Origin of the sequence: Ellagibacter sp., assembly GCF_048412355.1 — a bacterium.
Taxonomy (GTDB): Bacteria; Actinomycetota; Coriobacteriia; order Coriobacteriales; family Eggerthellaceae; genus Ellagibacter.
The window spans coordinates 1-24,473 of record NZ_DBFSAP010000008.1; the positions used below are offsets into that span (position 1 = coordinate 1).

Genomic DNA, 24,473 nt, shown 5'->3' on the forward strand with positions numbered 1-24,473 from the left:
TGCGTGCAGGCCGGCACGCCTTGCATCGGATGCTGCGAGGCCAACCCCAACGACCCGGGTCAGAACTGGGTCGAGGTCAACACCCCGTTCCTGAAGCGTCATCGCAGCCTGCACATCGGCGACTGGGATGTGCAGCCCACCACCATCGCCGTGGGCGTTACCGGCATCCTTGCTGCAGCGCTCGTGGTGCACGGCTTCGGCATGAAGGCCACCGGACGTATGGACGGCGGCGCGGACTTCGAGACCATCCGCAAGTGGGATAAGGATCACCCCGAGAACTCCATCGGCACCTACGACCTTACCGACGAGGAAAAGGCGCAGGCTTGCAAGGAGAATTCTGGCAACCTTACCCAGAAAGAGCGCCTCTACGACACCATCGGCGTTCGTCCCGACCTGAAGAAAAATGATACGGAAGGAGGTCAGGAGTAAATGACCCGTTCTATCATTGACCCGATTACCCGTATCGAAGGCCATCTCCGCGTCGAGATGGAAGTCGAGAACGGCAAGGTCTCCGATGCGTGGGTCTCGGGCGGCTGCTTCCGCGGCATGGAGCTCGTCGTGAAGGACCGCACCCCCGAGGATGCGGCTCAGATTGTCGAGCGCATCTGCGGCGTTTGCCCGGTTTCCCATGCCCACGCCTCCTCGATCGCCGCTGAGAAGGCTTATGGCATCGAGATTTCCAACAACGCGCGCATCATCCGAAACCTGATCGAGGGCGCCCAGTTCCTGCACAGCCACATCCTGTGGTTCTACAACCTGGCCGGCCTTGACTACGTGAACCCGCTGAACGCCTTGAAGGCGAACGTCGGCGACGCGTACGACCTGGCAGCTGCCCAGGGTTGCGCCACCGCAAGCGACATGTACGCCTTGAAGGAGCGCCTCTCCAAGTTCGCCGACAACGGCCAGCTGTCCATCTTCTCGGGCAACTGGTTCGACGCCGAGGACGGCACGGGATACAAGCTTCCCGCAGAACTCGACCTCATCCTCACTGCGCACTATCTTGAGGCGCTCAAGATGCAGGCGAAGGCTTCCGAGATCGCGGCTCTGCTCGGCGGCAAGATGCCCCACGTCATGACCATCGTTCCTGGCGGCACCGCGTTTGTTCCCACCTCGAGCAAGCTCGATGACCTGAAGTACCTCGTCGACGAGGTGTACAACTGGGTCGAAGCGACCATGCTTCCTGACGTGCTCGCCCTCGCGCCGTACTACACCGACGCTCTCAACTGGGGCAAGGGCTGCGGCCGCTACATCGCTTGGGGCGTGTTCGAGAACAAGAGCATGCTCTTGAACGAGCGCTACATGCCGGCAGGCGTCCTGCAGGACGGCCTCAAGCTCGAGGACGTCGACACCTCGAAGATCGCCGAGTACGTGGGCCATTCCTGGTACAAGGGCGATGCAACCCGTCAGTCTCCCGACTATACCACCGAGCCCGAGTACACCGAGTACTACAAGGACGGTTCGGACACGGTCAACGATCGCTACTCCTGGGTCAAGTGCCCGGGTTACGACGGCAAGCCGATGGAGGCGGGCTCGCTTTCCCGTATCCTCGTTGCCTACAAGCGCAACGTGCCCTTCATCGTGAAGCATGTCGACGCGGTGCTCGAGGCGCTCGGCGCGCCGGGCAACCTGAACGCGCTCGGCTCCACGCTCGGCCGCACCGGCATCCGCCAGGTCGAGACGCTCTACATCGCAAGCCTCATGAAGGAATGGGTCGACGAGCTCATCGAGGCCGTGAAGAGCGGCGATAGCGAGTACTTCCGCGAGCCCGCACGCATCTCCGGCGAGGGCGAGGGTCTCTGGGAGGCACCTCGTGGCGCACTCTACCATGCTGAGAAGGTTGAAAACGGCCGCATTCAGGGCTACCAGATCATCATTCCGTCCACGTGGAACCTCGCTCCTCACAACGAGAAGGGCGAGTACGGCCCGCTCGAGCAGGCACTCATCGGCGTGCCGGTCGGCGACATCAAAAAGCCGATCAACGCGCTGCGCACCGTTCACAGCTTCGATCCCTGCACCGCTTGCGCCGTGCATGTGACCGAGCCTGCCACGGGCAAGCATTTTGAAACCGTTACGAGCCCTTGGGGGGTGAAGTAGGATGGCACATCTTGCACACTACCGTGAGGCGCATCCTCTCGTTTTCGTCATCACCCACTGGATCAACCTTATCGCGATGATTGTCCTGATCGTCACCGGTTTCTGCATCCATTTCCCGTTCTGGCCTTATTTCGAGAGCCTGGCGCGCGGCATGCACGTGTTCTTCGGATTCGTGATTTTCCTGAACTGCGTGTTCCGCATCATCGCCGCGTTCTTCGTGAAGACGGCGCCGACGGGCGGCACGCGCAAGCAGGTCACCGACTACAAGACCTGGTTGCCGCAGAAGGATAACCGTCATCAGGGCCTTATCTGGATCAAGTACTACCTGTTCCTGAAGAAGGACCATCCGCTGGGAGCAAAGCTCGGCGTTCCTCAGAAGATTTCCTACCTGTTCATTCCGGTGCTCATCATCGTGATGTTCTACACCGGCATGTGCCTGTGGGTGCCGACGATGAACCTGCCGTTCTTCGCTGCCGGCACGAACCTCGTTGGCGGTCTTATGTCGATGCGCATCATTCACTACTTCATGATGTACATCTTCATCATCTTCATGTTCATCCATGTTTACCTGGCGAACATCGAAGGCATTGCTCCGACCAAGCTCATGTTCCTCTGGAAAGAGCATGGCGGACTGGTGTACGACCCCGATACCCACACCATCGTGGGCGAGGACGACCTCGGCGAGTCCGAGAAGCACTAGGCGTTTGCGTCGTGAAGGAGCCCGCCGTCAAAAGCGGGCTCCTTTTATCTTCGCAGCTTGCAGGCGATGCGCGCACTATTTGCAGCGCGCGCATCGAGGCATATGCTGCACATCGCAATCCCATTGTTTCGAAACCGACGGAGTAGAGAGAGGTGCGCGTCGTCATGGCACGTGAGCTCACTGATGAGGAAATTGCCCGCGAAGAGAAGTTCCTGAAGGGCGTTCCGCGCGTGAACATTGGCGCGCTTTTCTTGCCGCCTATCTGGGGGCCGGCGCATGGCATGTGGGCGTCTATCCTGTTCTACCCGATCTGGCTTTTTGCCGATAACACCTTCTACGCGGCTTTTGCGACCCCAAGCGTGCTCTCCATCGTGTTCGCGGTGATCGTGTTCGTGCTTCTGACCGCGGCGATGGTGGCCTTCTCCATCGTGAGCCAGCCGTTTGCGGCGCATCGTGCTGCCGAGCACGGTGTCTCGCGCGCGAAGTACCTCTCCCGTCAGCGCATATGGGCTGTCGTCTCCGTCATCGTGGGCTGCGTGATGATTGCCGCAGCCACTTACTACAACTTCGTCATCCGTCCGGGATTGGGGGCTTAAGCGCATGGGGGAGAGGAAAGCCGCCGTTTTCTGCGTGGGAAACCGGCTCATGCTCGACGAGGGTGTGGGGCCTGCTGTCTACGATACCGTGCTGCGCGATTATGAGGTTCCTAGTAATGTGCGACTTTTCGATGTCGGTTGCATGAGTCTGGACATGCTTCCCTACGTGGACAGCTACGACGTGATCATCACGGTCGATGCGGTTGATGGCACAGGCGATGCCCCGGGCACGGTGTACCGTTTCTCGCCCGACGCCATGGCCAGGCATACAGGCGCGATGGCCTCGCTGCACGATTTGAAGCTCGTCGACCTTTTCGACGCCGCGTCGCTTCTTGGGTATGAGGCCGAGGGCTATTGCCTGGGGATGCAGGTTGCCAACATGTCTCCTTCCGAGTATGCGATGGATTTGACCGAGCCTGTGCGCTCGGCGCTCCCCCTTTTGGTGGAAACGCTCGTCGCCGAGTTGCATCGCCGCGGCTTTTACCTGAAAAAGAGGCCGCTTGCTTCCGAATAGCGCAGGCTGCGTTTGCGTTATTTGAATGCCGCATGATATCATTTTCCACGGCCTCACCAACCGAATGCCCATTCTGCAACGGGTATTATCGGGTAAGTTATTCGCGCCTTTCTGCCTTGCGCGCGGTGCCCAGATCAAGGGTGGGCTTTAGGTCATGGCGATTCTGCGTCGTCTTGAAGGCTGACAATCTCGTACAAATCAATATAAGGAGATGCTTCACCATGATGAAGAAGGTTTTCGCTGTCGTATGCACTCTCGCCCTCGCGGGCGGCGTCCTCGCTGGTTGCTCGGGCAATTCCGACAACGCCGAGAAGAAGTCCGATTCTGCCGCCACCGAGCAGAAGGCTGAGGCCACCGACGAGGTCAAGGCTCCCGAGTCCGACGTCGCCATGAACTACATCACCCCGGCAGATGCCGAGGCTAACCTCGACTCCTCCGATTACGTGTTCATCGACCTGCGCAAGGCCGATGACTACAAGGCGGGCCACATCAAGGGCGCTATCGCGGCTGACATGGACGCTTGCAAGGGCGGCGACTTCCAGAACGGCGTCGATACGGTGAAGGCGGCCCTTAAGGACGCTACTGGTTCCGAGAACGGCGCGGACAAGAAGCTTGTGCTCATCTGCTACTCCGGTAAGAGCTATGCCCAGGCCGGCACCAACGTGCTTTCCGTCATCGGCGCGAACATGGACAACGTGTTCACCCTCGAGGGCGGCATGAAGGCTTGGACCGGCGCAACCGAAGCCTAGTTTTCCCAGGTAGGAATGTATGGCTTCCAAGCGCATCGCTTGGGTATCGCGAATCGCCATCGCGGTCGTCGTCGTGGCGGCCGCTGTGGCGTATTTTGCTGTTCCGAGCGTGAACTCATTCGTGAACGATCTGTGTCGCCGTTTCTCGACCGGTGACTTCGCGGAAATGCGCGATTTCATGGCCTCGTATGGCGCATGGGCTGCCGTGGTGTCGTTTGCCCTGATGATCTTTCAGTCGGTTGCGGCACCCCTGCCTGCTTTCATCCTGACGTTCGCGAACGCGAACCTGTTCGGCTGGTGGCAGGGTGCGATTCTGTCGTGGACGAGCGCCATGGCGGGCGCGGCGGTCTGCTTTTGGATTGCACGGTCGCTTGGGCGTGAAGCGGTCGAGAAGCTGTGCTCGAAAACGGGGCTTGCGACCATCGAGCGGTTTTTCGAGCGGCATGGAGACCAAAGCGTGCTCATCGCGCGTCTGCTCCCGTTCGTCTCGTTCGACTTCGTGAGCTACTTCGCAGGCTTGACCTCGATGCCTTTCAAGGGCTTCATGATTGCGACGGGCATTGGGCAGCTTCCGGCGACGATTGTGTACTCCTATGTGGGCGGTATGCTCACTGGTGGTGTAAAGATGCTGGTCACAGCCCTGTTCATTCTCTTTGCGCTTGCGGCGCTCGCTGTTTTGGCGCGGCAGCTCTACCGCGAGCATGCATCACGCGGCAAGGAGGGGGCAGGCGCGGCGACGGACGTTTCGCAGGATGCGGACGTGCTCGATATGACGTGCGCGGACGACACGGCGGGTGCTCAGGAGGGCAAATGCTGAGCCTCGACGCTTCTCAAGGGAGCCTGCAGGGTTCGCCATCGTCCTTTCCGAAATGGGTCAAACCGGCGGTTTTCGCCTGTTTGACCCTTCTTGTCGTAGTCGCAAGCGCTCTCCTCGGTGGGGAAGCGGGTCTTGCCTCGTTTGGGCCGTGGGCGAATCTGGAAAAGCTCGTGCAGGAGAACCTTGCGCTCTCCCTTGCGGTGTACTTTCTGTGCACGGTGGTGGGCTGCACGGTGCTCGTACTGCCGGGCATGGTGTTCGCGTTGGCGGCGGGGGCGCTCTTTGGTCCCGTTTTAGGGACGATCGCGTGTGTTGCGGCGACGACGGTGGGTGCGGTGCTGTCGTTTCTCGTCGGCCGATTCTTCCTGCGCGATGCGGTGCGGCCGCGCGCCCTTCGCGACGCCCATCTTAGGCGATGGCTTTTCGAGGAGACGGGAGTGAATGCCGTGGTCCTGCTTGCGATTACGCGGCTTGTGCCCCTGTTCCCGTACAACCTGCAAAACTTCGCATATGGAGTAACCGATATGAAGGTTGCGACATATGCGGCGTTTTCATTCCTGTTCATGATTCCTGGCACCGCGATGTACGTGCTTGCCGGCGCCGGTGTGTCTCGGGGTGCGTCGGGCTTGTGGTGCTTTGCGTGCGCCTTGGGCGTCGGCGCGGTGGTGGTTGGAGTGACTGTGGTGCTGAAGAGGCGCTTCGGCCTGGAAAATGCGATTTCGAGTAACGATGGGGAAGGGGGAGAGTAGACGATGGGCCTGTCTTCGCTTCCCTCGAAGCTGACCGTTTTCGAGAAGACGAACTACGTGTTCAAGAACTGGCACCACGCACGCGCGGGGACTGTTGTTTTCCCAGGTTGCGGCTTCACTTCGTTTTTCCCGAAGACGCTTGCGGCCCTTAAGGACGCGCTTCGCCCCTCTCCCGACGTGAGCTTTGCTATCGATTGTTGCGGCCTGCCGCTTGCGGAGTTGAAAAGCCCTGAGGCATATCGAGCGGAACTCTTGCGCGTCGAGGAGCGTCTGGTGCGTCTGGGCGCACGCGAAGTGGTGCCGCTCTGCCCGAATTGCGGCTCGGCGTTCGCGGAGGCGCTCGATCGGTCAGTTTCTCAGGTCACTATCTATGCCTTTCTGCGCGAGCTTACGGAGCGCGGGCTCATCGACTGCGCGCGCGTTGCGACTCCCGGTGCGCTGTTCGTTCCCTGCCCCGACCGTGCGCATCGGGAATGGCTTGACGACCTGGCGTATTTTCTCGAGCCTTCGGTATACGTGTCGGAATGCTCGGCATGTTGCGGAGCCGCCTTCGAGATTTCCCAGCCTGAAGCCTCGTTTGCCGCCGCGAAGCGCGTGCTGGAGTCGGTTGCGCGCGAGTGCACCCGTGCGGGCGTGGAGGAGCCCGTGCTGTACGTGTATTGCGCCTCGTGCGCAGGCAAGCTCGAGCGGGCGCGTCGCCAGTGCTCGGGCGGCCTTGCTGGCAGCGTTCGGGTGGTCCACGTCCTTTCGGCCCTGATGGGGGTCGATGAGGTGCCGACAGTTTCGACGACGGTGCTCAACCGGGCGAAGGCGGCGATCCGATGAGTGCGCGGGTGGCGGCCGAGGGCGGGCAAGGTCCGGCGAGTGTTTCGGTCATCGTGCCTGTTTTCAACGAGGCGTCCACCATCGATGCGCTGCAGGACCAATTCGACCGCATTGATTTCGCGGGAAGTCGCTGCGAGGTGATCTTCGTCGACGGCGGCAGCACCGACGGTACGCGAGACCGCGTGCGTGCTCCTTATCGCCTCATTGATCAGGAGGGACGCGGGCGCGGTGGCGCGCTCAACACGGGGGCGCGAGCGGCAGCGGGCGAGGTGCTCTTCTTCCTCCATTGCGACAGCGTGCTTCCCGAGGGGGCCTTCCGCGAAATCGGCGAGGTTTTATCGCGTGTGCGCGTCGGGACGTTCGGTATCCGCTTCAGCGAGCTGACCCCGGTGCTCATGCTGTGTCAGGTGATGTCCAACCTGCGGGTGAGGTTCCGCCATATCTCCTACGGCGACCAGGGCCTTTTCGTCGAGAGGGACCTGTTTTTCAAGGCGGGGATGTTTCCCGACGTGCCGCTTATGGAGGACTTCCAATTCGCTTTGAACCTGAAGCGCCTCGGCGAGCCCATCGGCATGACGAGGGATCGTATACGCACGTCAGCGCGACGTTTTCCCAATGGGGAGATCAATCGTCTGAGGACGTGGGTGAGCATGGCGCGCCTGCGCTCGCGCTATGTGAAGGGGGCGTCGCCCGAGGAGCTTGCCCTCGTGTACGGCAACGTTCGGTAGGGTGCTTGCGGGAGAGCCTTCGCTCGCGGGGCGGCTCCAATCGCTATTTCTTCCCGCAGCTCGGGCAGACGTCGGCAAGGAAGCACTCCTCGCACTTGGGCCGCCGCGCGATGCATGTTTCGCGCCCGAAAAGTACCCACTGATGGTTGATTGGCCCCCAAAAGTCGCGCGGGTAAAGCTTGAGCAGAGCGGTTTCCGTTTTTGCCGGCGTGTCGGCCGAGAGGCCGACGAGCTTCAGCTTGTGCGCGATTCGAAAGACGTGCGTGTCGACGGCGATGCCTTCGACGATTCCGAACGCCTCGTTGAGCACGACGTTCGCGGTTTTCCTTCCCACGCCGGGAAGCTTTTGCAGCTCGTCGATATCCCGCGGGACCTCCCCACCGTACTCTGAGACCACCAGTTGCGCGCACTTCACGCAATTCGCGGCCTTCGTGCGATAGAAGCCGATGGCGCGGATGATCTCTTCGACGTCGGTGACGTCGGCCGACGCGAGGTCGGCGGGGGTGGGGTAGCGCTTCCAGAGCGCGGGCGTCACCTTGTTCACGCCTTTATCGGTTGTTTGCGCGGAAAGCAACACGGCGATGACCAGTCGAAACGGATCGCAAGCGTAATGTAGAGCGCATTCCGCCTTGGGGTAGTGCTCATTCATTCGGCGGGCGATTTCGATGGCTCGCTCGCGTTTCGCGGCGACGGTCTCACGGGGCATGGCTCATCCTTTCCTCTCCGCTGAAAGTATAGCGGCTTCTTCGGGGTTCGAGGGAATGAGTGCACGCTTGAACCCGAATTCTGGCACGAAACGTGTACTTTTTTGAATCATCGTGATGGTTTGGGAGATGCGGGCATGGGCGGTTGGGGTGCGAAGGCCCGCTGTGATACACTTGCACTTGGAAATTCCCTGTTGGGAACAATATCAAAACTGAAGCCGTATTCGCGTTTCCCCTCATAAAGGTGCGCGATGCGGCTCTTTGTGTTGTCTGCGGGCTGTTTCGCCTTGCAGACGCTTGGAAGGACGCGCATGCTCATCGATTCGCTGACGTTCGTGCTCGAGAAGTCGGGCGCGCTGGATGACTTTTGGGGAAAGCTCGACGCGGGAACCGATGCGACGCTCGGTGTCGCGTCATCTGCGCGTCCCTTCCTCGCGAGCGCTCAGTTCTCGCGTTCGCCGCGCCCGACGCTCATCGTCGTCGCAGGTGAGGATGCCGCTATTGCCTTCGCTCGCAATATGGCAGCTTATTTGGGGGAAGACCGCGTGCTGTTGTTCCCCGAGCGCGCCGATACCCCCTTCTCCCCGAAGACGCCCGATGCCCGCAAGGTCGCCCGCCGTATGGAGGCCGCCTTCTCGCTCGCATGCGGCAGGCCACGCGTCGTCGTCGCGAGCGCCCGTGCGCTCATCAGGATGATACCGCCGAAAGACAGCCTTGTGGCAGCACCCCTCGTGTTCGAGGCGGGGGTCGAGCTTGCCGACACGGCGCGGGAAGGCGAGGCGGCGCTTCCGAGCGCTGTGCGCGAGCGCTGCTGCGTCGAGTCTTTCGAGGACGTGGCCCGCTCACTTGAGGATCGCGGCTACGCGAACACGGGCGAGCTCGACGGGCCGGGCACCTTCGCCGTGCATGGGGGCACGATCGACGTGTTTCCGGGCAACCTCACCTATCCCGTGCGCATCGATTTCTTCGGAGACGAAGTGGACGAGATCAGGCGCATCGTCCCCTCGACGGGGCAGACCATCTCCCCGCTCTCGCGCGTCGAGATATTCCCGGTGCGCGAATACTCCTGTTCAGTGGAGGCAATCGCCCGAGCACACAAGAAGATCGCAGCTCCCGCGAAATCGAACGCGGTTTTGCGCGACATGCTCGAGAAGCTCGATGGCGGGCTTCGCTTCGAGGGCGCCGATGCGCTGCTCCCGTATCTTTACGACAAGTCGGTGACGCTCGGCGCATGGGCGGGCCCCGATACGATGACGTGCCTTATCGAGCCGCGCTCGCTTTTCGACGACGCCACGCATGCGTATGAGGAAATAGAGGCGCGCGCGAAGGGGACGAAGATTCCCGTGGTGGGGCTCTACGCTGGGCCGACCGCGCTCGACTTTGGCGGGGGCGTTCGCGCGACGTACGTGTCGATCATGCGCGTCGGCGGCACGATCGACGTCGAGCTTCCCGTGAAGCGCGTTGAGGTCGCCGGGTATCCCGACAAGCTGTTCGGTCGGCTGGTGAATCTCGTCGAGAGCGGCAACACGGTGGCCCTTTGCGCTCCGGAGCCGCGCGCGCGACATGACATCGAGCTTGCGCTCGTCGACAACGGCATCGCCTTTCAGGAGGCGCTCGACGCGAACTTCTCAGAGTTGGACGGCCTTTCGGGCGATGGGTCGGCGAAGCGCCGTCTCCGCAGGTCAGTCGTTAACGTTGTCGACATCGACGTCCCCTTGGGAATGATCTTCCCGAAAGCGAAGCTCGCGATTGTGGCGCTCTCCGACACCCAGGGCACCCAGACGACGGCCCGCGCGCGCAGGCGGACCGACATCACGGAGGTGACCTTCCCCTATAAGCCGGGTGACTACGTCGTCCACGCTGCCCACGGCGTCGCCTTCTTCGAAGATCTCGTGAGGCGCGAGATCGACGGCACGGCGCGCGACTATCTGCTTTTGAAGTATGCGGAAGGCGATAAGCTGTTCGTGCCAGTCGAGCAGCTCGACCGCGTGACTCGCTATGTGGGTCCCGAGGGGGCAAGCCCGCGCCTCACCAGGCTGAATACGTCGGATTGGTCGCGCGCGACGGCGAAGGCGCGCAAGGCGACCAAAAAGCTCGCGTTCGATCTGGTCGACGTGTACGCGCGCCGTGCGGCGACGCAGGGCTTCAGCTTCGGCCCGGACACCGCAGCGCAGCGCGAGATGGAGGAGTCGTTCCCCTACGAGGAGACGCCCGACCAGCTCGCGGCCATCGCCGATGTGAAGGCCGACATGCAAAGCTCGCGCCCGATGGACCGCCTCATCTGCGGCGATGTCGGTTTCGGGAAGACGGAGGTCGCCTTGCGTGCGGCCTTCAAGGCGACACAGGATGGCAAGCAGGTCATGGTCCTCTGCCCGACGACCATCCTTGCGCAACAGCATTTCGCGAACTTCCACGACCGCTTCGCGCCCTTCGGCGTGACGGTCGAGGTGCTCTCGCGCTTTCGTACGCCGGCTGAGCAATCGCGGGCGCTGGCGGGGTTCGCCGACGGCAGCGTGTCGGTGCTCGTCGGCACGCATCGACTTCTCTCGCGCGATGTGAACCCCTATGACCTGGGGCTGGTGATCATCGACGAGGAGCAGCGCTTCGGCGTGGGCCACAAGGAGCAGATGAAGAACCTGCGCGAGTCGATCGACGTCCTGACGCTGTCGGCGACGCCGATTCCGCGCACCATGCAGATGTCCCTGTCGGGCGTGCGCGATATGAGCCTGATCTTGACGCCGCCGGGCGATCGCAGGCCGGTTGAGGTCCATGTGGGGGAGTGGGACCCCGACATCGTTTCCGGCGCGATCAGGCGCGAGCTTGCGCGCGGCGGCCAGGTGTACTACGTGAGCAATCGCGTCCACTCGATCGAGGATGCTGTGGCGCGCGTGCAGGCGGCGGCGGGCGAGGCGCGCGTCGGAATCGCGCACGGGCAGATGTCGCGCGAAGAGCTCGAGCGCGTGATGGAGGACTTCAGCGCAGGCGAGCTCGACGTGCTCGTGGCGACGACCATCATCGAGAGCGGCATCGACAATCCGCATACGAACACGCTTGTGATCGAGGACGCCCAACGTCTCGGCTTGGCTCAGATGTACCAGCTGAAAGGGCGTGTCGGGCGCTCGTCGGTGCAGGCGTACGCGTACTTCATGTTCCCCGACAACGTAAGCCTGACCGAGGAGGCTGAGGCGCGCCTGACCGCGCTTGACGAGCACACCGAGCTCGGTAGCGGCATGCGCATCGCCATGCGCGACCTGGAGATACGCGGCGCGGGAAGCATGCTTGGTGCCGAGCAGTCGGGCAACATGAGCGCGGTCGGCTTCGACCTGTTCGCGCAAATGCTCGAGCAAGCGGTTGCCGCCACGCGCGAAGGCGATGCAGGCGCCGCCGACGGGCTGCCGCCAGCGCTCTCCGACATCACCGTGAACCTGCCGGGCCACACCTACCTGCCGGAAGAGTACGTCCCCGATACCGACGAGCGCGTGCTGTGGTACCGAAAGATCGCGTCAGCGGCGACGATGGAGGACGTCGAGGCCATCGAGCAGGACATGCTCGCCAAGCGGCCGGACATGCCCGCCGCGGCAAGGAACTTGTTCGCGAAGGCGCGCGTGAAGGCGTTCGCGAACGAGCATCATATGAACACGGTGACGGTCGCGGGCGGAAAGCTCATCGTCGATCCGGTTGCCGTGCCGCGCGACAAGATGGTGCCGATTCGCCGAGCGGGTGGCCGCTACCTTGCGGAGAAGCGCAAGCTTACGCTTCCCATCAGGTATTTCAAGGTTGAAGAGGGCGATGCGCTCTTCGGTGCGGTCCTCGATTTCTTAAAGGAGCTCAGCGGTGGGGAAGGGGAATAGGGAGCGCTTCCTCTTTGGCGTGGCGTGTGCGCTCGCGGGCGGTGCGCTCTGGGGCTTCTCGGGTGCGTGCTCGCAGTACCTGTTCGCGCACTACGACATTGACGCCTCCTTCATCACCGCGGCCCGCATGCTCGGCTCGGGTGCGCTGTTCTTGGTGCTGCTGCTTGCGACGCGTCGCGAGCGCTTTCTTGCGATGCTGCGCGATAGGGCCTCGCTGCGGAGCCTCGTCATATTCGGCGTCTTTGGGCTTTTCGCCTGCCAGTTTTCCTATATCGCCTCGATTGGCTGCACCAATGCCGGGACAGCCACGGTGCTGCAATCGCTTGGCACGGTGTGGGTCATGCTCGCCGCGTGCGCGCTCGCGAAGAAGCCTCCACGCGCAGGAGAGGCGCTGGGGCTTGTGTTCGCCCTGTTCGCAACCTTCCTTATCGCGACGCAAGGCGATCCGTCGAATCTTGCGCTTCCCGCTGCGGGGCTTGCGTGGGGCCTTGTCAACAGCATTACCGTTGCGATTTACATCATGTACCCGAAGCATCTCATGTTCGTGTGGGGAACCCTCCTGACGACAGGTGCTGGCATGGCGATCGGGGGAGTTGCCGCGGGAGTCGCGTGGGCGGGACCTGTCGTGTGGAGCGGTGGCGTCGTCGTGCCCGCCCTCGATGCGACGGGATGGCTCGTCCTTACCGCCATCGCCGTTTTGGGAACGTTCGCGGCTTTCACGCTGTATCTGCACGGCGTCGCGCTCGTGGGCCCCGTGACGGGCAGCCTGCTCGGCGCCATGGAGCCGGTGAGCGCGACGGTGTTCGCCGCGCTATGGTTAGGAACCTCGTTTTCAGCTTACGACTGGGTGGGCTTCGTGCTCATGGTGTCGATGATCCTGCTCGTGTCCGCGGCGGGCGGGAAGAAGCCTGCGGACGAGGAGCCCTTGCGCGGCATGGGCGTGGAGACTGTGACCTGCGGGGATGGGAAGCCCGCTTCCTGCGAGGGCGCAAGGCCCGCGTTTGACGAGGGCGTGAAACTTGCGACGGGTTCTGCGCGCCCACCGCTTTCGGGTGGTGCGAATGTGGGACAGGAAAAGAAAGGCTGACATGAGGGTTTTCGATTTGCATTGCGACACGCTCGACCGTTTGGCGCTTCACGGCGAGGCGGGAGGCGCTGCGTTCGGGTACATGGAGGGCGATAGCTCCATCCCGCATGCGCGTATGAGCTCGCTTCTTTCCAATGACGCGCACATCTCGCTTGAGCGCACGGCGCAATTCAACTGGTGCCAGTGCTTCGCCGTGTTCGTTCCCGACGAGCTGCGAGGCGACGCCGCGTGGTCGTTCTATCTGCGCATTCGCGATTTCTTCCGCGGTCAGGCGGCGCAATTCGAAAAGCAGCTTGCACCCGTTCGCACCTCAGGCGAGGCCGAATGCGCGTTTGGCGCGGGAAAAACCGCCGGCATGCTCACGGTGGAGGGTGCGGCGTTTCTCGCCGACGACGGTCATGCGGGCGAACGTCTCGACGCGATTGCGGACGACGGGGTTCGTATGGTGACGCTCACCTGGAACGGGCGGAATGCGCTCGGCAGCGGCAACGTCACCGAAGATGGCTTGACGCCGTTCGGCCGTACGTGCATCCGCGAGCTCGAGGCGCGCGGCATTGTGGTGGACGTCTCGCATTTGAACGACGCCGGGTTCAAAGACGTGTGCGGCTGCGCGCAAAAGCCCTTCGCGGCCTCACATTCCAATGCGCGCGCCGTCTGCGGGCACAAGCGCAATCTCGCCGACTGGCAGTTGCGCGAGATCGCCGATCGCGGCGGCATCGTCGGGTTCAACTACTACAACGACTTCCTGAACGACCGTGGGGAAGAGGCCACGCGCGACGATGCGCTGCGCCACATCGATCATATCCTGGAAGTGGCGGGAGAAGACCTGCTTGCGCTCGGAAGCGATTACGACGGCAGCGAGGTGCCCCGCTGGCTTTCCCCCTGCACGGGCGTCGCGAATTTGCATGACATCGTGGTAAAGGAGTTCGGCGGCGAGATCGCGAGCAAGATGTTCTGGGAAAACGCCGCACGCTTTTTCGCGGAGAAGTAAGGACGCAACCCTTTAGGACCCTCAACGGTCGCTAAGGTTGCGAAGGCTTGCGTGCTTCCCGCTGGGAGGGCGGGTGCAACCTATCTCGCGCAGGTGGCGCACATCTTTGCGATGCGCCGCCCCGTGTCGTCGGTGATTTCTACGGTGTAGAACCCCAGACGGCGGCCCGATTTATCGACGTCGCAGGTGGCGATGAGCTTCTCGCCCTTCGTTGCCGAGAAGTACTCGATGGTGTTGCTCACCGATACGCTCGGGGGCTCGCCGATGTTGCAGGCGATGGCGAGTGCGAAGTCGGCGAGCGTGAAGATGGCGCCGCCCATGACGTTCCCCGTTGCGTTGCGGTGGATTTCGGCGAGCTTCATCTCGCAGACCGCATGTCCGCGCCTCGCTTCGATGACGGTGCAGCCTGCCGCGCGCGTGGCGAACTGGTCGTTCGCGAAATGGTTCGCCACCTCTTCAAGCGTGGGATTGTCCGAGAGCAATTTAACCTTCTTCTTTCTGTTGTTCCTCGTCAGGTTGGGGGAGCAGCTCGCCGGCATATGCCTCGCGAAGGCTTGCGGCGTCTTGGGGGCAGGCGCTTGCGCATAGTCCGCAGCCGATGCACAAGCGCGCTTCGAAGACGAGTTGCCCATCCTTGGGGCTTGGTCTGCGGGCGCCTGTGGGGCACGATTTCGCGCAGGCGAGGCTGTTGTCGCAAAGAGAGGCGTCGGTGGTCGAGAGCATTACGCGCTTGCGCACGGCGACGGCGTCGGAGACGTCCGCCGCTTCGAGCAGCATCCGCTGGCGAGGAGAGAGCGAGCATCGCGTCATGCCCCCCTCGGCGTATGCGTTTTGCTCGGGGGTTCCGACCGCGCCCCCGATGCGCTCGTCGGCGAGCATGTGGTCGCGCTGCTCGTGGAAGGCGCGCAGCGATTCGTTGCGCTTCATGCGGTATGCGCCCGAGGCGATGTCTTCCGCTTGGTCTTTCAAGTTGAGAAGCGCTTCGCGGCGGTCCTTGCCCGATGCGTCGCCGAGCGTCTGCATGAGCGTCGGGGCGGCCTGCGCTTCGGGAACGTCGTCGGTGAACGCCACGGTGCATTCGGTGACGTCTTCTGCTTGCTCGATTGCACAGGAAAAACGCTCAAGCCCTTGAGATTTGGTGCGCTTGCATGCTTCGCATTCCTCGAAGATGACGGCGACGGCAAGATCGATGCCAAGCGCGAGCGCGCAGGTCCAAAGCTCGGGCGGCAGCATTGCGAGGCATGGCAGCACGATTACGTTGTCCGCTGGGGCGAAGCCTGAAGGGAGCAGATACGAGCACGTTAGGATGACCTTCTCGCCCGTGAGCGCAATTTTGCGCATCTGCGAGAAGACGGCCTCGACGGAGGCGCCGGGGATTGCGAAGCCGTCGCACACGCCAACGCATATCCCGCATTTGGTGCAGGCGTGTGCATCGACGGCGGCGGAGGCGTTCGCGATGGCGATGGCCCCTTTCGGGCACGCCTCGATGCACTTCATGCAGCTGGAGCCTTGGGGGCGCGTGCAGAAGTCGCGCAGAAAGATCACCTTGCGCGGAGCTCCCAAGGCGACGCGCAAGGTGGAAGGGGCGCTCGCGGCGGATTGCACGTCGCGAGCGCCCTGTTCGATGTTGCTATTCGTCCCCACCGAAAACCTCGGCGGTGACCTGGTCGATGCGCGCGAGCACGTCTTCGCGCGGCAAAAGCTCGATCGACTCGAACAGCGGCGGGGAGACCATGTTGCCGCAGACGGCAACGCGCAGCGGCTGCAGCACGAGCTTGAGCTTCATGTTGAGCGCGTCCTCCTCGCCAAGCTCGCGGCATGCGGCCTCGAGGCTCGCCGCCTCCCATGCGCGGCTCTCATCGGCCAGGATGGCACGGCAGGCTGCAAGCGCCTCGTCGGCGCGCGCACCTTCCTTCAGAAGCACTTTCTTCACGCTCTTCTCGTCGAGCACCTCGACGCGCGGCCCCCAGAACATGTAGGCCAGCTTGTCGGCAGCGTCGACAAGGCGCGTCTCGCGCTCGGCAACGAGTGGGTAGAGCTTCTCGTAGAACTCGGGGCGGTTCGCGATGTCCGCCGCAGTCTCGCGGATCTCCTCCTCGGAGATTTCGGCATCGGCCGCAACGCCCGCACGGGCGCGCGCAAGCCAAGGAACGCTCGCGTCGATCCAATCCCCGGCGCTCATCCCCTTGATGTACTGGCCGTTCATCCACTCGAGCTTCGTCTCGTCGAACACGGCGTCCTTCTTGGTGATGCGGTCGAGCGAGAACTCGCTGCACAGCACGTCGCGGCTGATGAGCGTTGTCTCGCCGTCGAGGGACCAACCCAGAAGGGCCAGGAAGTTCACCATCGCGTCGGGAAGGAAGCCGCGGTCGCGGAACTCCTCGACGCTCGCTGCGCCGTGACGCTTGGAGAGCTTCTTCCCGTCGGGGCCTAAGATCATCGACAGGTGCGCGAAGGTGGGCACGTCGTAGCCGAGCGCCTCGTAGATGAGAATCTGGCGTGGGGTGTTCGAGAGGTGGTCGTCACCGCGGATGACGTGCGTGATTCCCATGTTCGCGTCGTCGCATACGACCGCGAAGTTGTAGGTGGGCGTGCCGTCGGTGCGCACGACGATCATGTCGTCCATTACGTCGGCGGGGAAGGAGACGTGCCCGTACACGGCGTCGTCGAACTCGATGGGGCCGTGGTCAAGCGGCACCTTCAGGCGCCAAACATGCGGTTCACCTGCGTCGATGCGGCGCTGCGCCTCGGCGGGGTCGATGTCGCGGCACGTGCGGTCGTATCCCGCGTAGCCGCCTTCCTCCGCTTCCGCCTTCGCGCGCTTCTGGTCGAGCAGTTCCTTCGAGCAGAAGCAGGGGTAGACCGCCCCGCGGTCCTTCAGGCGCTCGAGCGCGGTCTTGTAGGTGTCGAAGCGCTGGGTCTGGAAGTAGGGGCCCGCGTCGCCGCCGACTTCAGGACCTTCGTCCCAGTCGAGGTTGAGCCACTTCATGGCGTTCAGGATGACCTGGACGTTCTCTTCGGTCGAGCGTTCGGGGTCGGTGTCCTCGATGCGCAGGATGAAGGTGCCGCCCATCGCGCGGGCGAATGCCCAGTTATAGATTGCGGTGCGCGCGCCGCCGACGTGCAGGCGCCCCGTGGGCGAGGGTGCGAAGCGTACGCGTACGGGTTTGTCAGTCACGGATTCCTCTTTCGTCTTTTGGAAGTCGTTTCAACCTGCATATGATACTCGCTTTCGCGTCTGATGGCAGGGATTGCACCGTATTGCGACAATCTACGTCGGGATCTCGGCGAAGGTGGCGAGAAGCTAGGCGTGGCGCAGAGCGAAGCCCGCGATTGTCGAAACGGCGCTCACGGCGATTGTCGTGGCAAGCCAGATTGCTCCCATGCCGATCCAGAAGGGCTCGGGGTACATGGTGATGAGCAGCGAGTCGGCGCTGAACACCCAGCTGCCTTGCGCAAAGAACAAGCTGTGGAACACGGCGAACAGCCCTTCGAAGTCGATAGCGGCCCATATTCCCAAGATGGCGAAAGCCGCAATCGTGCCCAAGCCCGCGCAGAGCAAAACCATCCCGAACGTTCTTCTCCCGCTCGCGCACCCGACGCCCACGGCGGTGAGCACGGCCGCGATGAATACGCCCAGCACGATGGGTTCGGCTGTCGCGAGAACGCCGAATACGTCGTCAAGGTGTTCGATCGCCTCGGGGTCGAGCACGTAGGTGTCGGACGCCTGCGCGAGCAGCATGTCCACGTTCTCGCTGCTCGGCTGCAGCGTGCGCATGCGCGCCAGGTCGTCGGCCTCGTCGTGAGATCCCCCGAACGTGTTCGCGAGGCCGAAGAACAGCGAGGTCGAAGCAGTGTTTGCCGCGTCGGCTCCGCTCACCTTGTCTCGCGCTGCCATCTCGCCCCACAAGGCGGTGTCAAGCGAGCCGCGGTGTGCGCGCCCGTCGGCTTCCGCTTGCGCGTTGATATCGTAAATGGCCTGGTTGAGGGCGAATCTGTCGTTTTTATCAAAGGTATAGCGCTTTCCCGCGAGCGCCATGTCGCAAAGCTCCTCGTGTGAAAACGGCGTCGTCGGGTTGGTGGTCCCGGCATATGCATCGGCAAGCGAAGTCGTTGCGTTGTCGGGAACGGCGACAGCGACGAACCCGGCGGCAACGAAGCTCACCGCAAGGCAGATCGCGCACACCACCGACACGATGCGGTTTCCCAAGCCCATGCGCCCGCCGCCCTACTCGTCGACCCAGATGGTTGCCGCGGTGATGCCGCGCATGGGCTTCGAGATGGTAGGCAGGGGCCCCAGGCGGCTGAATACGCCCTGGAAGCGCCCGTTGTAGCAGTAGAGTCCCTCCAGGTTGTTGTACAGAGCGCCCGCACGGTCGACTTCCTCGTCGGAGAGGCTCTCGATGTCGTGGTCGGGCTCTAAGATGCGCGTCTTGTACGGCGTGATGTAGCGCTGCACCAGGAACGGCGCGCCTGCTGCCCCGTTCGCGAAGCGGTCGATGATCTCGTCCCACTTCTCCTGCGTTTGGAAGCACCCGGCGTACACGTCGGCGGCCCCGTAGGCGTCGGTCGGCTTCACGATCCAGGCATCCTTGTTCGCGCGCACCTCGTCAAGGTCGATCTCGCTCGAGTCGAGGTAGCGCGTCTTGGGGACGGTACGCGCGACGAACGCGTTTTCCTCGTCGGTGAGGAATGCCTGCGTCTTCGGATGGAAAAGTGCCTCGCAAATCTGTTTGTCGTGCACGATGTGCCCGGCGAAGCTGCCGATGAGCGCCACCTTCTGCGCGCGCACTGCCTTGATGAGCGCCTGCGAGTCGTCCCAGAACTCGAGCACGTCGTTGGTGACGCAGCGGCGCCAGATGGCGTGCACGGGTTGGCCCTGCGCGTCGTGGAGCACCTCGCCGTCGAAGGCGAGGTCGCGCACGTCGCATACGCAGCACGGGTAGCCGTGTTCCTCGAACTTCTTTGCGAACAGGTGGAACTCGTCTACGACGCCATTTTGCAGGTAGTCGCAGATGGCGAAGCGGGGATGCTCGACGCGTCCCTTGTAGGTATGGTAGATGCTGATGAAGTCCTCCACCCAGGCGTCGAAGAGCTCGCAAGGCTCGACTTTGTGGCGGCGCGCGAACTCCTGGAAGGTCTTCGCGTTCGCGAGCGAGTTGGTGATCTCGCGGTTCTCGTTCATGCCCGATGATCCGTCGCCGTTGAACTCGCAGAAGGCGACTTCCCCGGTCTCTTCGTCGAGGAAGATGTCGAAGCGCGCGAAGGGGAGCACGGCGTCATAGCCGCGCGGCACCAAGATGAGCTCGGCTAAGCGCGGGTCGTAGTCGAAGATGGTGCGGTAGTCGGGGTCTTCGAGGTAGTGTTCGATCACCTTGCAAAGAATGCGGTGCGTCGTCTCGACCGTGGTGCGCATGATCTCGCGCGTGCGTCGATCGTAGAGGCGCGGTACGAAGGAGGTGGAAATTACCTGATGATGGACGATAGCGGTGGAATTCTTCATGTAATCGTAGGCGGCGCGGCGGCTCTCGGTGTCGCCGTCCAAGCTCTCCATGATGTCGAAATACTCTTGCGTATAGGCGTTGTTGCTCAGCATGCCCGCTCCTTCCGAGGGGGTGTCGGTCTGTCGTGATGAGTGTAGCATTGCAAGGCCCCGCCGAGGCGGCGGGATGCTGATGGGCCTGCGGCCGTCATGAGCCCAACGCATTGGGAAGGGTGGCGGAGAGAAACTCCGCGAAACGGCTGCGGTTGAGAATTGTTTCTTTTTTGTTCTCAATTAGAATAGACAACGATGTGGTAAAGTACCGCGTGCATAAACGAGGGCGCACAAATTGTGTCCGCGAACATCCGTTTATCAAGAGTCGGGGGAGAGAGTTGGCTCTGCGATCCCGACACCAACCTGGCGTTGTGCCAAGGTGGTCCGGCCGACAACGATGAAGGAGGAGCTTCATGGCCGAAGAACAGCATTCTACGTATCTATTCACGTCCGAATCGGTGACTGAGGGTCACCCGGACAAGATTTGCGATCAGATTTCCGACGCGATTCTCGACGCGATCCTCGAGAAGGAAACCGAGCTTCAAAAACAGGGCTACATCTCCCCATCGGGCCAGCCCGCCGATGTGTCGAAGGTGCGCTGCGCCTGCGAGACCATGACCACGACGGGCATGGTCGTCGTGGCGGGCGAGATTCGCACGCAGGCCTATGTCGACGTGCCGACCATCGTACGCAACGTCATCTGCGAGATCGGCTACGATCGCGCGAAGTACGGCTTCGATGGCACGACCTGCGGCGTTCTGAACGCTATCCACGAGCAGTCGCCCGACATCGCGCAGGGCGTCGACGAGTCGTTCGAGGCGCAGCACGGCGAGGCGGAAGACGTCTACGAGACGGTGGGCGCAGGTGACCAGGGCATGATGTTCGGCTATGCCTGCAAGGAGACGAAGACTCTCATGCCGATGCCGATTTATCTGGCGCAGCGCATGAGCGAGCGTTTGGCGAAGGTGCGCAAGGACGGCACGCTGCCCTACTTGCGTCCCGATGGCAAGACGCAGGTTTCGGTGCGCTACGTCGACGGCGCTCCCGTGAATGTGGAGAAGGTCGTCGTGTCCACGCAGCATGCCGAGGACATCGACAACGCCACGCTGCGCCGCGATGTGACCGAGCAGGTCATCAAGCCCGTGCTCGCTGACGAGGGGGTCGAGCTCGCCGAGGGCGCCGAGATTCACATCAACCCGACGGGGCGCTTTGTCATCGGCGGGCCTATGGGCGACTGCGGCCTCACCGGGCGCAAGATCATCGTCGACACCTACGGCGGCATGGGCCGTCACGGTGGCGGCGCGTTCTCGGGCAAGGACTGCACGAAGGTCGACCGTTCCGCTGCGTATGCTGCACGTTGGGTTGCGAAGAACGTGGTGGCCGCTGACCTGGCCGATCGCTGCGAGATCCAGGTCGCTTATGCCATCGGCGTCGCGAAGCCGGTCTCTATCATGGTCGAGACGTTCGGCACGGCGCACGTTCCCGAGGCCGACATCGAGCGTGCGGTGAACGAGGTCTTCGACCTGCGTCCGGGCGCGATTATCGACAGCCTCGACCTGCGTCGCCCCATCTATCGCAAGACGGCTGCTTACGGTCATTTCGGTCGCGAGCTTCCCGAGTTCACCTGGGAGAAAACCGATCGCGCGGATGCGCTTCGCGCTGCGTGCGGCCTCGCCTAGCTGCGCCTTCCCGCGACAACCTCTCGATTGTTCACGCCGCCTTCCCTCCTTCGCAGGTTCGGGAAGGCGGCGTTTTGCTGAAGGCGGCGATTCGGGGCGTGCGCCCGCGGCGCTTTCGCTATACTTGGCAGCATGAAACTTGCCTCCGTTATCCTCGATATTCCCACCCAAGCGCTCGATGCGCCTTACACTTATGCTCTGCCCGCTGCGGACGGGGAAGATTCGGTATGCGCTTTTTCTTCCGCATCGGCCCAGATGGAGAGCCTGTTTGGGGATGATGTCCTCACAGGCTGCACTGTGGGTTCGGGCGCGGTTGATGCCGCTTCTGAGGTCGATTTCTGTGTGGCCGAGCGCTCCGGTTTAGCGAGTGGCGGGGCGGAGGGCACCTGTAGGTTGGGCGCAGGCGTCGATGATGTTTCTCCCCGCTCTCGCGACTACCCCGTTGAAGTGGGATGTGCGGTGCTTGTGCCCTTCGGCAAGCGCCAGGCGGTGGGGTTCGTTATCGATGTCTTCGAGGCGGGACTCCCGGGAGACGAAACGTGGCCTTCCGGCCTTGATGCGCGCAAGCTGAAATCAATCGTTCGGGGCCTTTCGAAACCTTACTTCGATGAGGAGGGCGCGGCATGCGCCCAATGGCTCGCGAACCGCTACATCGCGCCGCTTTCCTCCTGCGTTCGCCTGTTCACGCCTCCGGGGGGTGTCCCGCGGATGGTACATGGCCGCGATGGGCGATGGCGCTTGGCGGAACAAAAGGTTGGGGAAGTGGACGACCGCTGGGTTGTCGCAGGTCCTGAGCTTTCCGCGTTCGAGCCGCGCAAGAACGCCGTTCGCCAGGAGGCGATCGTGGCAGCAGTGCGGACGGGCGAGCTGCGCGTGTCCGAGCTTTCGGCCCAGATGGGGGCAATTTCGTCCACCTTGCGCGCCCTCGAGGCGAAGGGCGTCGTGCGCATCGTTCGCCGCCGTCGCATGCGGGGGACCCCCGATGGCGCGCATGCCGCCTCAACCCCTATCGCGTCCGGTGGCTTCACTCCCTCACCGAAGCCCGCGCTCACGCCGGGGCAGGAAAGTGCCCTTGCGGCCATCGATCGTGCGCGCGAGCATGCCTGCGGCGAGGTGGTTGTCGTCGACGGCGTCACGGGATCGGGCAAGACTGAGCTCTATCTGCGCGCCATCGAGGAGACGCTTGCCGAGGGACGCACGGCCTGCGTGCTTGTGCCTGAGATCTCGCTCACGCCGCAGACGGTGGGCCGCTTTCGCGGCCGCTTCGGCGATCTGGTCGCGGTCATGCACTCGCGCATGAGCCAGGGCGAGCGCTACGACCAGTGGGACTTCATCAAAAGCGGCGCGGCGCGCGTCGTGGTAGGGGCGAGAAGCGCCCTGTTCACGCCGCTTTCGAACATCGGACTCATCGTGATCGACGAGGAACACGAAGGTTCCTACAAGCAGGATTCCGCCCCGCGCTACGATGCGCGCGAGGTGGCACGTTGGATGGTGGAGCGTTCGGGCGGCGTGCTCGTTATGGGCTCGGCCACGCCTTCCATTGAGGCGCTCTATGCCTGCGAGCAGGGTGGGAGCTGGACGAAGGCCGACCTGCCCGATCGCGCGAACGGCAAGCCCCTGCCGACGGTCGAGGTCGTGGACATGGCAGCGGAGTTTCGTGGCGGATCGCGCGCGATGTTCTCGCGCAAGCTCGTCGAGGGGCTTCGCAGCGAGCTTTCCCTCGGGCGCAAGGCGGTGCTTCTCTTGAATCAGCGCGGCTTCGCGAAGTTCCTCTTGTGCCGCGACTGCGGGTTCGTGCCCACCTGCCCCTCGTGCGACACCTCGCTCACCTATCACGAGCGCGGCCGCATGCTCGTGTGCCACCATTGCGGACATACCGAAATCGCGCCTGCCGTCTGCCCCGAGTGCGGAAGCCCGTACCTGAAGAAGTTCGGCGCGGGAACCCAGCGCGTCGAGGCCGAGCTGCGCGCACTGCTCGACGGGATGCCTGGCGTTGGCCCCGGTGTGCCCATCATCCGCATGGACGCCGACACCACGAGCGGCAAGGGGGCCCACGAGCGCCTCCTCGAGCAGTTTGCCGGAGCTGATGCCGCTGTACTTTTGGGAACGCAGATGATCGCGAAGGGGCTCGACTTCGAGGATGTGACGCTCGTGGGCGTGATCAATGCCGACACGCAGCTCCACCTTCCCGATTATCGGGCTGCCGAGCGCACGTTTTCCCTGATCGAACAGGTGGCGGGTCGTGCCGGGCGTGCCGACTTGCCGGGGCGCGTGCTCGTTCAGACCTACGAGGCCGACAGCGTCGCCATCCGCGCCGCCGCCACCTACGATCGCGAGCGGTTCCTTCGCGCGGAGCTTCCGAAGCGGCGCATCCTTCTCTACCCGCCGTTCGTCCGCATGGCCAACGTGCTTATCTGGGGAAAGGACGAGCCCTCCGTGCGCACGACTGCCGAAAGGCTGTTCACCGAGCTCGAGGCGCATATCCGCGACTTCGGCGGGGACGGGTGGTCCGTCCTTCCTGCGAGCCCGTGTGTTCTCGCGAAGCTGCGCGGCGTGTACCGCTGGCATGTTGTGGTGAAGTGCCCGCCCGGGGACGATCTTTCTCGTGTGATAGCCCCGCTGTTTCGCGCTCGCGTGCCCGAGTCGGACGTGAACGTTGCCGTTGACGTCGACCCGAACGATTTATTGTGACATTCATACACATTCGGCTCGATTTATGGTATATTTTATCGCTGTGTATTTGCGCCCGGTTGCGGTTTAGCCCCGGGCGTTCTTATCCAGAAAGGACTATCACGTGGCAAAGGATTCCCAGAAATTATCGAAGAAGACTGCCGAAGAACCGAAAGACCTTTC

Annotated in this window: 20 protein-coding genes, 1 pseudogene and 1 riboswitch; of the genes and pseudogenes, 15 read left to right on the forward strand and 6 right to left on the reverse strand. The window is 62.9% G+C overall.

The window, feature by feature from the left end; translation table 11 throughout:
* The 10 genes and pseudogenes from ACMRQN_RS00970 to ACMRQN_RS01015 form a co-directional block, all read left to right on the forward strand.
* A pseudogene (locus ACMRQN_RS00970) lies at positions 1-429 on the forward strand (hypothetical protein); the annotation flags it as partial.
* Positions 430-2,094, forward strand: a complete 1,665-nt coding sequence (locus tag ACMRQN_RS00975; RefSeq protein WP_296061089.1) for a nickel-dependent hydrogenase large subunit — start codon at positions 430-432, stop codon at positions 2,092-2,094. It abuts the pseudogene before it with no gap.
* A 1-nt stretch (position 2,095) separates the two neighbouring features.
* A complete protein-coding gene (locus ACMRQN_RS00980; protein ID WP_296061091.1) occupies positions 2,096-2,794 on the forward strand; it encodes a cytochrome b/b6 domain-containing protein in 699 nt (232 codons plus the stop codon).
* 164 nt (positions 2,795-2,958) lie between these two features.
* Entirely contained in the window at positions 2,959-3,390 is a 432-nt protein-coding gene (locus ACMRQN_RS00985) for a viscotoxin-A3 (protein WP_418733432.1), read from the forward strand.
* Between the two features lie 4 nt (positions 3,391-3,394).
* Complete coding sequence (locus ACMRQN_RS00990; protein ID WP_296061094.1) at positions 3,395-3,904, forward strand: hydrogenase maturation protease; 510 nt, start codon at positions 3,395-3,397, stop codon at positions 3,902-3,904.
* A 221-nt stretch (positions 3,905-4,125) separates the two neighbouring features.
* Positions 4,126-4,653, forward strand: coding sequence for a rhodanese-like domain-containing protein (locus ACMRQN_RS00995; protein ID WP_418733433.1), 528 nt, complete (start codon positions 4,126-4,128; stop codon positions 4,651-4,653).
* A gap of 19 nt (positions 4,654-4,672) precedes the next feature.
* Entirely contained in the window at positions 4,673-5,470 is a 798-nt protein-coding gene (locus ACMRQN_RS01000) for a TVP38/TMEM64 family protein (RefSeq protein ID WP_418733434.1), read from the forward strand.
* An 80-nt stretch (positions 5,471-5,550) separates the two neighbouring features.
* On the forward strand, positions 5,551-6,219 hold the full coding sequence (locus ACMRQN_RS01005) for a TVP38/TMEM64 family protein (RefSeq protein ID WP_418733435.1): 669 nt from the start codon (positions 5,551-5,553) through the stop codon (positions 6,217-6,219).
* Positions 6,220-6,222: 3 nt separating this feature from the next.
* Positions 6,223-7,044, forward strand: a complete 822-nt coding sequence (locus ACMRQN_RS01010) for a hypothetical protein (RefSeq protein ID WP_418733436.1) — start codon at positions 6,223-6,225, stop codon at positions 7,042-7,044.
* Complete coding sequence (locus ACMRQN_RS01015) at positions 7,041-7,772, forward strand: TIGR04283 family arsenosugar biosynthesis glycosyltransferase (protein WP_418733437.1); 732 nt, start codon at positions 7,041-7,043, stop codon at positions 7,770-7,772. Before ACMRQN_RS01010 ends, ACMRQN_RS01015 begins: the two co-directional genes overlap by 4 nt.
* A gap of 43 nt (positions 7,773-7,815) precedes the next feature.
* Here the strand turns inward: ACMRQN_RS01015 and nth are convergent, their stop codons facing one another.
* Complete coding sequence (gene nth / locus ACMRQN_RS01020; protein ID WP_418733438.1) at positions 7,816-8,478, reverse strand: endonuclease III; 663 nt, start codon at positions 8,476-8,478, stop codon at positions 7,816-7,818.
* A 309-nt stretch (positions 8,479-8,787) separates the two neighbouring features.
* Between nth and mfd the strand changes: the two genes are divergently transcribed.
* The 3 genes from mfd to ACMRQN_RS01035 are packed head-to-tail and all read left to right on the forward strand — an operon-like array spanning position 8,788 to position 14,405.
* Entirely contained in the window at positions 8,788-12,327 is a 3,540-nt protein-coding gene (gene mfd, locus ACMRQN_RS01025) for a transcription-repair coupling factor (protein WP_418733439.1), read from the forward strand.
* A complete protein-coding gene (locus ACMRQN_RS01030) occupies positions 12,311-13,414 on the forward strand; it encodes a DMT family transporter (protein WP_418733440.1) in 1,104 nt (367 codons plus the stop codon). Before mfd ends, ACMRQN_RS01030 begins: the two co-directional genes overlap by 17 nt.
* Position 13,415: 1 nt before the next feature.
* Entirely contained in the window at positions 13,416-14,405 is a 990-nt protein-coding gene (locus ACMRQN_RS01035; protein ID WP_418733441.1) for a dipeptidase, read from the forward strand.
* Between the two features lie 80 nt (positions 14,406-14,485).
* Here the strand turns inward: ACMRQN_RS01035 and ACMRQN_RS01040 are convergent, their stop codons facing one another.
* From ACMRQN_RS01040 to ACMRQN_RS01060, 5 genes are all read right to left on the reverse strand, one after another.
* Complete coding sequence (locus tag ACMRQN_RS01040) at positions 14,486-14,887, reverse strand: PaaI family thioesterase (RefSeq protein WP_418733442.1); 402 nt, start codon at positions 14,885-14,887, stop codon at positions 14,486-14,488.
* Position 14,888: 1 nt separating this feature from the next.
* Complete coding sequence (locus ACMRQN_RS01045; protein ID WP_418733443.1) at positions 14,889-16,049, reverse strand: 4Fe-4S binding protein; 1,161 nt, start codon at positions 16,047-16,049, stop codon at positions 14,889-14,891.
* The gene (gene gltX, locus ACMRQN_RS01050) at positions 16,036-17,583 is read right to left on the reverse strand and encodes a glutamate--tRNA ligase (RefSeq protein ID WP_418733444.1); all 1,548 of its coding nucleotides are present in this window, start codon (positions 17,581-17,583) and stop codon (positions 16,036-16,038) included. Before gltX ends, ACMRQN_RS01045 begins: the two co-directional genes overlap by 14 nt.
* A gap of 126 nt (positions 17,584-17,709) precedes the next feature.
* Positions 17,710-18,621: a DUF1461 domain-containing protein gene (locus ACMRQN_RS01055; protein WP_418733445.1), complete on the reverse strand. Its 912-nt coding sequence runs from the start codon at positions 18,619-18,621 to the stop codon at positions 17,710-17,712.
* A 12-nt stretch (positions 18,622-18,633) separates the two neighbouring features.
* Positions 18,634-20,001 (reverse strand): carboxylate--amine ligase, encoded by a 1,368-nt coding sequence (locus ACMRQN_RS01060; RefSeq protein WP_418733446.1) that lies wholly within the window; start codon positions 19,999-20,001, stop codon positions 18,634-18,636.
* A 252-nt stretch (positions 20,002-20,253) separates the two neighbouring features.
* Positions 20,254-20,345, forward strand: a riboswitch (SAM riboswitch).
* Positions 20,346-20,354: 9 nt separating this feature from the next.
* On the opposite strand from ACMRQN_RS01060, the gene metK reads away from it, so the two are divergent.
* Together metK and priA are read left to right on the forward strand one after the other, a co-directional pair.
* Positions 20,355-21,620: a methionine adenosyltransferase gene (gene metK, locus ACMRQN_RS01065; RefSeq protein ID WP_297151351.1), complete on the forward strand. Its 1,266-nt coding sequence runs from the start codon at positions 20,355-20,357 to the stop codon at positions 21,618-21,620.
* 132 nt (positions 21,621-21,752) lie between these two features.
* The gene (gene priA / locus ACMRQN_RS01070; RefSeq protein WP_418733447.1) at positions 21,753-24,311 is read left to right on the forward strand and encodes a replication restart helicase PriA; all 2,559 of its coding nucleotides are present in this window, start codon (positions 21,753-21,755) and stop codon (positions 24,309-24,311) included.
* Positions 24,312-24,473 lie beyond the last annotated feature (162 nt).

What these genes read in the sequence shown, in the direction of transcription:
- ACMRQN_RS00975 (WP_296061089.1), top strand. Translation starts at nt 430, where the DNA reads ATGACCCGTTCTATCATTGACCCGATTACCCGTATCGAAGGCCATCTC.
- ACMRQN_RS00980 (WP_296061091.1), top strand. Translation starts at nt 2,096, where the DNA reads ATGGCACATCTTGCACACTACCGTGAGGCGCATCCTCTCGTTTTCGTC.
- ACMRQN_RS00985 (WP_418733432.1), top strand. Translation starts at nt 2,959, where the DNA reads ATGGCACGTGAGCTCACTGATGAGGAAATTGCCCGCGAAGAGAAGTTC.
- ACMRQN_RS00990 (WP_296061094.1), top strand. Translation starts at nt 3,395, where the DNA reads ATGGGGGAGAGGAAAGCCGCCGTTTTCTGCGTGGGAAACCGGCTCATG.
- ACMRQN_RS00995 (WP_418733433.1), top strand. Translation starts at nt 4,126, where the DNA reads ATGATGAAGAAGGTTTTCGCTGTCGTATGCACTCTCGCCCTCGCGGGC.
- ACMRQN_RS01000 (WP_418733434.1), top strand. Translation starts at nt 4,673, where the DNA reads ATGGCTTCCAAGCGCATCGCTTGGGTATCGCGAATCGCCATCGCGGTC.
- ACMRQN_RS01010 (WP_418733436.1), top strand. Translation starts at nt 6,223, where the DNA reads ATGGGCCTGTCTTCGCTTCCCTCGAAGCTGACCGTTTTCGAGAAGACG.
- ACMRQN_RS01015 (WP_418733437.1), top strand. Translation starts at nt 7,041, where the DNA reads ATGAGTGCGCGGGTGGCGGCCGAGGGCGGGCAAGGTCCGGCGAGTGTT.
- nth (WP_418733438.1), bottom strand. Translation starts at nt 8,478, where the DNA reads ATGCCCCGTGAGACCGTCGCCGCGAAACGCGAGCGAGCCATCGAAATC.
- mfd (WP_418733439.1), top strand. Translation starts at nt 8,788, where the DNA reads ATGCTCATCGATTCGCTGACGTTCGTGCTCGAGAAGTCGGGCGCGCTG.
- ACMRQN_RS01035 (WP_418733441.1), top strand. Translation starts at nt 13,416, where the DNA reads ATGAGGGTTTTCGATTTGCATTGCGACACGCTCGACCGTTTGGCGCTT.
- ACMRQN_RS01055 (WP_418733445.1), bottom strand. Translation starts at nt 18,621, where the DNA reads ATGGGCTTGGGAAACCGCATCGTGTCGGTGGTGTGCGCGATCTGCCTT.
- ACMRQN_RS01060 (WP_418733446.1), bottom strand. Translation starts at nt 20,001, where the DNA reads ATGCTGAGCAACAACGCCTATACGCAAGAGTATTTCGACATCATGGAG.
- metK (WP_297151351.1), top strand. Translation starts at nt 20,355, where the DNA reads ATGGCCGAAGAACAGCATTCTACGTATCTATTCACGTCCGAATCGGTG.
- priA (WP_418733447.1), top strand. Translation starts at nt 21,753, where the DNA reads ATGAAACTTGCCTCCGTTATCCTCGATATTCCCACCCAAGCGCTCGAT.